The 6,637-nt window shown below is 68.7% G+C and carries 6 protein-coding genes and 1 pseudogene; 6 read left to right on the top strand and 1 reads right to left on the bottom strand.

Annotation, left to right across the window (positions count from 1 at the left end; translation table 11 throughout):
* Nucleotides 1–682, bottom strand: a 682-nt coding sequence (locus BQ7388_RS04955; RefSeq protein ID WP_072499897.1) for a MarR family winged helix-turn-helix transcriptional regulator, incomplete at its 3' end; no start/stop codon positions are given.
* A 435-nt stretch (nt 683–1,117) separates the two neighbouring features.
* Between BQ7388_RS04955 and BQ7388_RS04950 the strand changes: the two genes are divergently transcribed.
* The 6 genes and pseudogenes from BQ7388_RS04950 (at nt 1,118) to BQ7388_RS04920 (ending at nt 6,562) form a co-directional block, all read left to right on the top strand.
* Nucleotides 1,118–1,603 (top strand): VOC family protein, encoded by a 486-nt coding sequence (locus BQ7388_RS04950; RefSeq protein ID WP_083558264.1) that lies wholly within the window; start codon nt 1,118–1,120, stop codon nt 1,601–1,603.
* A 479-nt stretch (nt 1,604–2,082) separates the two neighbouring features.
* Complete coding sequence (abc-f, locus tag BQ7388_RS04940; protein ID WP_072499895.1) at nt 2,083–4,074, top strand: ribosomal protection-like ABC-F family protein; 1,992 nt, start codon at nt 2,083–2,085, stop codon at nt 4,072–4,074.
* Nucleotides 4,067–4,705, top strand: a complete 639-nt coding sequence (locus BQ7388_RS11490; RefSeq protein ID WP_062530295.1) for a flagellar biosynthesis protein FlhF — start codon at nt 4,067–4,069, stop codon at nt 4,703–4,705. The genes abc-f and BQ7388_RS11490 overlap by 8 nt, the downstream gene beginning before the upstream one ends.
* A 24-nt stretch (nt 4,706–4,729) precedes the next feature.
* Nucleotides 4,730–5,374 (top strand): annotated as a pseudogene (gene scpB / locus BQ7388_RS04930) (SMC-Scp complex subunit ScpB); the annotation flags it as partial.
* 35 nt (nt 5,375–5,409) lie between these two features.
* Nucleotides 5,410–5,745, top strand: coding sequence for a site-2 protease family protein (locus BQ7388_RS04925; protein WP_234946865.1), 336 nt, complete (start codon nt 5,410–5,412; stop codon nt 5,743–5,745).
* 1 nt (nt 5,746) lies between these two features.
* A complete protein-coding gene (locus BQ7388_RS04920) occupies nt 5,747–6,562 on the top strand; it encodes a segregation and condensation protein A (RefSeq protein ID WP_062530297.1) in 816 nt (271 codons plus the stop codon).
* Nucleotides 6,563–6,637: the final 75 nt, after the last annotated feature.

Below are 6,637 nucleotides of genomic sequence, written 5' to 3'. Positions count from 1 at the left end.
CGCGGCCGTGGCCGTAGCCGCCCCGACGCTCGTCGCGCCCTCCGCGCTCGAAGCCGCCACGACCATAGCCGCCGCGCCCTCCGCGCTCGTCTCGCCCGCGCCCAAAGCCGCCACGGCGGTCGTCGTGGCGCTCGCGCCTGGCGTTGGGGTCGAAGCCCAATGCACGGAGCTTCTCCTCCAAGGAGGCGATCACGGTGTCAACGTGGGCTTCGAACTGGGCGCGCTCCTCGGCGGAGAGGCAGGAGAAGACGTCCTCGTCGGGGTCCATGTCGTCCTCGGCGGGGGCGGCGGACGCGCCCTCCTCGGTCAGGCGCACCATGGTGACGCGCCCGTCCTCCTCGGACTTGGCACGGGTGACGAAGCCCTTCTCCTCCAGCTTGGCGAGCAGCTCCGAGAGCGACTGCTGGCGCATGTCGAGCAGGAACGAGAGCTCCTTCTGGCTGGTCTCGGGCTTGGCCTTGAGCAGCGCGAGCACGCGTCCCTGGCCGCGCAGCGGGTCGCCGAAGCCGCCGTGGGCCTCGGTCTGGAGCTTGGTGTAGCGATAGAGCAGGTTGCCCATGCGTCCGGCCTTGTGGGCGAGCGAGATCTCCTCGTGGGCCTTGGGGCTCGTGGCCTCGGCCTTCTCGCCCGCGACCTCCTCGGTCTGGTCTGCCTGGGTCTGGGTGTCGTTCTCTTCGGTCATGCGAATCCCTCCGTCGGCGCCTGGCGTCCCGCACGGTCCTTCCGTGCGTCTTTCGAATGTCAGGTACCTGTGTAACTGTCTACGACGATAGCAGTGCGGAGTTGGATTGCGACGCTCGGCCTCGTTGGGAGGCGCATCTACACCGCTCCTCCACATAAGACAGGTACCTGTGTAATTTGTTCGCTTTCCTGTGGATGCGACGACCGCCGGAGCCGCGCGCCCCTTGATTCACCACCCTCGTCCCACCTCCCCCTCGCGAGTGCACAAACTTAAAGCACTCAATTGCGCACTCGACAGCCGCGCCACGATGTCTGTGCAGGAAGGAGAGAGAAACCGTCTCACGAGTGCGCAAGTTGAAACCTTCAGCTTGTACACTCGAGCGAAAAGGGGGAAGAGGGGAGAGGGTCCTCCTACGACGAGGAAGGGGAGCTTTTCATGGCAGACGAGGTGAAGGACACGAGCGTGCAGGACACGAGCGTGCAGGACACGAGCGTGCAGGACACGAGCGTGAAGGACGCGAGCGTGCAGGACACGAGCGTGAAGGACACGAGCGTGCAGGACGATCCGGTGGCACTCTTCGGGCTCAGCATCGCCCACGTGGGCGTGAACGCGGCTACGGACGAGGAGGCGGAGCAGGTCGCGGGCCTCTTCCAGACCCTCATGGGGCTGCCGCGCAACGTCCAGGCCCCCATCTCGCTCTTCTCGGGCAGCCTGGTCGAGATAATGCGCCCCCAGGCCCCGCGCGGGGAGAAGGGCCACATCGGCTTCCATGTCGACGACCTGCCTGCGGCGGAGCGCTGGTTCGAGGCGCGCGGGTTCAGGCTTAACCAGGCGTCGCGCGTGCTCAGGCCTGATGGCAGCACCCAGCTGATCTACTTCGAGCGGCAGATCGCGGGCTTCGCCATCCACCTCTGCTCGTAGGCGCGGCACTCGCGGCGTCACCGCGCCTGACATACGTGTTGTTCGCCGTCGAGCTGCGCTGCGCGTGCGGGGCTGCGCATGAGTCGAACGAGCACGTCGAACGCGTGCGTAAAATCCACGAATACGTCGAACGCGTGCGTAAAATCCACGAATACGTCGAACGCGTCTGAAGCGTTCGCGTTTGCCCAGTTGCCGGCCACGCCAAAGACGCGTCGGACGCTTTCGGCGAATCTTGGCGCGCGTCGGACGCTATCAAGAAGAATACGCGCGTATCGGGCGTTGTCGAGACGAGCCTCCGAGCGCGTCGGACGCTGCGGACGAACCCGGGCGCGCGTCGGACGTAGTGGGCGCGCCTGGCCTGCAGTCGTCGGCGAGCCATTCTGTTCCTGCGATGTGCGCGTCGGCAGGAGACGTCGCCCCCGTCGGGCCATCTCGTATACTGGGAGGTCACGTGTAGGCGGGCATCCGGAGGAACGCGCTTGATCGCACTCGCTGACAAGATCTCGAAGTCATTCGGCGGCCGAGTCCTGTACTCGGCCGCTACGCTGCAGCTCAATGCCGGCGAGCGTTGGGGCCTGGTGGGTCCCAACGGCGCCGGGAAGACCACGCTGCTCAAGATAATCATGGGCCAGGAGTCCGCCGACGAGGGCACGGTGAGCTTCGCGCGCGACTGCAGCATCGGCTACCTGGAGCAGGAGACCCATCTGGCGGGCGAGAAGAGCGCCCTCGCCGAGGTCGTCGACTCCGCCCACGAGCTCAAGGAGCTCGAGCGCCGCATATCCCAGATGGAGCACCAGATCTCGTCCATGCCCACCGGGCCCGAGCAGGACGGCCTCCTCGAGCGCTACGGCGCGGCGCAGGACCGCTTCGAGCGGCTGGGCGGCTACGAGCTCGAGGCGCGCGCCCGGCAGATCCTGGGCGGCCTGGGGTTTCCCATCGAGGACTTCGACAAGCCTTCGCGCGACTTCTCGGGCGGCTGGCAGATGCGCATCGCCCTCTCAAAGCTCCTCCTCCGCCATCCCGACCTCCTGCTCCTGGACGAGCCCACCAACCACCTCGACCTCGAGAGCGTCAAGTGGCTTGAGTCCTTCCTGAGCTCCTATGACGGCGCCGTGCTCCTGGTGAGCCACGACCGTGCCTTCATGGACTCCTGCGTGAGCCACGTCGCCGCGCTCGAGAACAAGCGCCTGGTCACCTACGTGGGCAACTACTCCGGCTACCTGCGCCAGCGCGAGGACAACCTGGAGCAGCTCCGCGCCAAGCGCGCCGCCCAGGAGCGCGACATCAACCACATGCAGGTCTTCGTGGACAAGTTCCGCTACAAGCCCACCAAGGCCAAGCAGGTCCAGGAGCGCATCCGGCGCATCGAGCAGATCCAGTCCGAGCTCGTGGTGCTGCCCGAGTCGTCGAAGAAGGTCCACTTCCGCTTCCCGGAGCCCCCGCGCACGGGCGACATGGTGATCAGCCTCGAGGGCGTGGCGAAGAGCTACGGGGAGAACCACGTCTACGAGGGCGTCGACCTCAAGCTCTACCGCGGCGACCATGCGGTCCTCGTGGGCCCCAACGGTGCGGGCAAGTCCACGCTCATGAAGATCGTCAACGGCCACGAGGAGCCCAGTCGTGGCACGGTCGAGCTGGGGCAGAACGTGACCCAGACCTACTACGCCCAGCACCAGCTCGAGACCCTGCACGAGGGCCTGACCGTCATGCAGGAGATGGACGAGGCTGCCCCCGGCTGGACGAGCTCGGAGGAGCGCCGGCTCCTGGGCGCCTTCCTCTTCCATGGCGACGACGTGGACAAGCGCGTCGGCGTGCTCTCGGGCGGGGAGCGGGCGCGCCTCGCGCTGGCCAGGATGCTCGTCTCGCCGGACCCCCTGCTCTGCCTGGACGAGCCCACCAACCACCTGGACATCGACTCGGTGGACGTGCTCGAGCAGGCGCTCGTCGACTTCCCGGGCACCATCATGCTCATCAGCCACGACGAGCACCTCGTGCGCGCCGTGGCGAACAAGGTCATCGAGGTGCGCGACCACAAGGTGACCCTCTATGACGGGGACTACGACTACTACCTCTTCAAGCGCGCCGAGCTCGAGGCCCGGGAGGCCGAGGCGTCCGGACAGCAGGCGCCACAGCCCGCCCGTGCGACGGCGAGCCAGGAGGAGCCCGTGACCCAGGGCCGTAACGTGAAGACCAAGGAGCAGCGCCGCGCGGAGGCGGAGGCGCGCAACGCCGCGAACCGCGCCCTCAAGGGCGAGAGGCGCCGCCTGAGGCAGGTCGAGTCCGCCCTCGAGCCCGCGCGCAAGCGCTATGCGGAGCTGATGGAGCTCATGGCCTCGGAGGAGCTCTATGCCGACGCAGACCGCTTCGACACGTGCATGGCGGAGTACAACGCGCTCTCGAAGAAGATCCCCTCGCTCGAGGAGGAGTGGCTCGAGCTCACGGAGAAGATAGAGGAGGCCCTCAATGCCTAGCGACGTCCCGGGTGGTGGCTGGGAGGGGCGCACGGCGGCCTCTCCCCGGCAGGAGTTTTCACAGGCGGGCGCCCACGTGCCTTCCGACGCCTACGTGGCGGCCGACGAGCCGCGCCCCTGGCAGGCGGCGGAGCCTGCGACCAGGCGCCTTGACCGTTCCGCGCGTCAGGCAGGCGAGAGTCCCGAGCGCACGCTGCTGAGGCCTGCGGCCCAGGTGCCGCGTGCACAGCCGGCCCCGGTGCAGAGGCCCTACGTGCCAGCGCCTCGTGCCGCGGTGCCGAGCCCTCGCCGCGAGGCCTTCTCGCCCGAGCCCGCCCGCCGCCATGGGGGCTTCCTGTCCTCGCTGGGAGGGCTCCTCGCCCGTCTCGCCCTGTGGCTCCTCGCCCTCGCCTGCAGGCTCGCGGCGCTTGGCCTCTCGGCCCTCGTGGTCGCGGACGCCGTGGTCGTGGGATCGCACCGCGTCCAGCTCCTCGAGCTCACGGCACGCGTCTCGCAGCTCCTGCCCCGTGCCCTCTCGGGCGCCCTGCTCTTCGAGACGCCGCTCGGCGGGGTCCTGAGGCTCGACTTCGCCATCGCGGCCCTCGCGCTCTTCGTGCTCGACTGGCTCCTGTCCCGGGCATCCCGGCGCTAGGGGGCGGACGTGGACCTCAGCCTCATGAGCGTCGTCGGGACGCTCGTCAGCGTCGGCGTGGCCGTCCTCTCGCTCGTCCTGCACGAGCTCGCCCACGCCTGGGCCGCCCTCATGCTGGGCGACCCCACGGCGAAGGAGCAGGGACGNGCCCCGGGCGAGGCGGCGTCCGCCCTCGCTGAGCTCGCGGCGGAGTACTCCGACGCCAACCGCGGCTTCCAGCTGCGCGAGGTCGCGGGTGGCTGGAGGCTCTTCACCCACCCCGCCTACCACGAGCAGGTGGAGGGCTACGTGCTCTCGTGGGACATGCGTCGTCTCTCGCAGGCGGCCCTCGAGACCCTCGCCGTGATCGCGTACCACCAGCCCGTCACGCGCGAGGGCGTGAAGGCCGTGCGCGGCGTCAACTCGGACGGCGTCATCGGCTCCCTCAAGGAGAAGGGCCTCGTCCGCGAGGTGGGGCACGAGTCGGGTCGCTCCGGCGCCCTCCTCTACGGCACGACCCGCCGCTTCCTGGAGCAGTTCGGCCTCAGGTCCCTGCGCGACCTGCCGCCGCTCGAGGACTTCGCGCCCGACGAGGAGTCGCGCCAGTTCATCCGTGAGCGCCTGAGCGGCCGGGCCATCTCGTCCACCCTGGAGGAGGCCTCGGAGGACATGGAGCAGGAGCGGGAGCTCCTNCGGGCCCGGCCTGCAACCTCCTCCAGGCGGTCGTGGCCGGCCTCGCCTTCCAGGCCCTCGCGGGCTTCTGGGACGGAGGGTACGGCCTGGCGTACTGGCTGTTGCGCGTCACCTCGTCCTGGTGCTACGTCAACTGCTCCCTTGCCTTCTTCAACCTCATCCCCCTGCCGCCCCTCGACGGCTCCAAGCTCCTCTCGCCCTTCCTCAGGGGAGAGGGACGCCGCATATACCAGCAGGTGCAGGCCTACTCCATGCCCATCCTGCTCGTCGTCCTCTACGTCCTGCCGGGCCTGCTGGGCTTCGACCCCCTGAGCTCCTACCTCAGGGCCACCGCCATCCGCCTCGCCGGCCACCTCCTGGGGGCCTAGCATGTCGTACCGCGTGAGGACCCAGGCCTACTCGGGGCCCTTCGACCTGCTCCTCCAGCTCGTGAGCAGGCAGAAGGTGGCCATCGGCTCCATATCCATCGCCGAGGTGGCCGACCAGTACCTCGAGGAGGTCCGCTCCATGGGGGAGCTGGACCTGGACGTGGCGAGCGACTTCGTTCTCGTGGCGTCGACCCTCCTCGACATGAAGGCCGCGTCTCTGGTGCCCGACCACTCCGTGCCGTCGCGGCGAGACGACGATGCGGACGACGACGAGTTCGCGGACCTCTCGCCCGAGGAGGTGCGCGAGGTCCTCATCGCCCGGCTCATCGCCTACAAGCAGTTCAGGAACGCCGGCATGGCCCTGGGGAGCCGCATGGAGGCGGAGGGCCTCATGCTCGCGCGCACGGCCGGCCCCGACCCGGAGTTCATGGGCCTCATGCCCGACTACCTCAAGGGCATCACCCTGCGCTCGCTTGCCGTGATATGCGCCGACCTCGACAGCAGGCGCGAGGGCTTCCTGCTCGAGGCGGAGCACGTCGCCCCCAAGCGCCTGCCCATCGCCCTCACCGTGGCATCGGTCGACCGCCTCACCCGCGCCCGTCCGCTCGTGACCTTCTCCGAGCTCGTGGACGGTGACTGGAGGCCCGAGGCGGTCGTCGCGACCTTCCTGGCCATCCTCGAGCTCAGCAAGCGCGGCGCCGTGACGCTCAGCCAGTCGCGGACCTTCGGGGAGATCGACGTGGCACGCGTGGAGGGCGCACCGGCCTTCGAGCTGGACGAGTCCGAACTGACCAGCATTGAGGAGGAACTCCAATGAGCGAGCTCGAACGACTTTCCACCAGCTCCCTCAGGGGCCAGCTCGAGGCGCTGCTCCTGGTCTCGACCGACGCCG

It is taken from the genome of Olsenella phocaeensis, assembly GCF_900120385.1.
GTDB lineage: Bacteria > Actinomycetota > Coriobacteriia > Coriobacteriales > Atopobiaceae > Olsenella_I > Olsenella_I phocaeensis.
This window is presented reverse-complemented; position numbering and strand designations above follow the sequence as displayed.

Excerpts from the sequence above, each read along its gene's own strand:
- BQ7388_RS11490 (WP_062530295.1), top strand. The coding sequence starts at position 4,067 with ATGCCTAGCGACGTCCCGGGTGGTGGCTGGGAGGGGCGCACGGCGGCC.
- BQ7388_RS04950 (WP_083558264.1), top strand. The coding sequence starts at position 1,118 with ATGGCAGACGAGGTGAAGGACACGAGCGTGCAGGACACGAGCGTGCAG.
- BQ7388_RS04920 (WP_062530297.1), top strand. The coding sequence starts at position 5,747 with ATGTCGTACCGCGTGAGGACCCAGGCCTACTCGGGGCCCTTCGACCTG.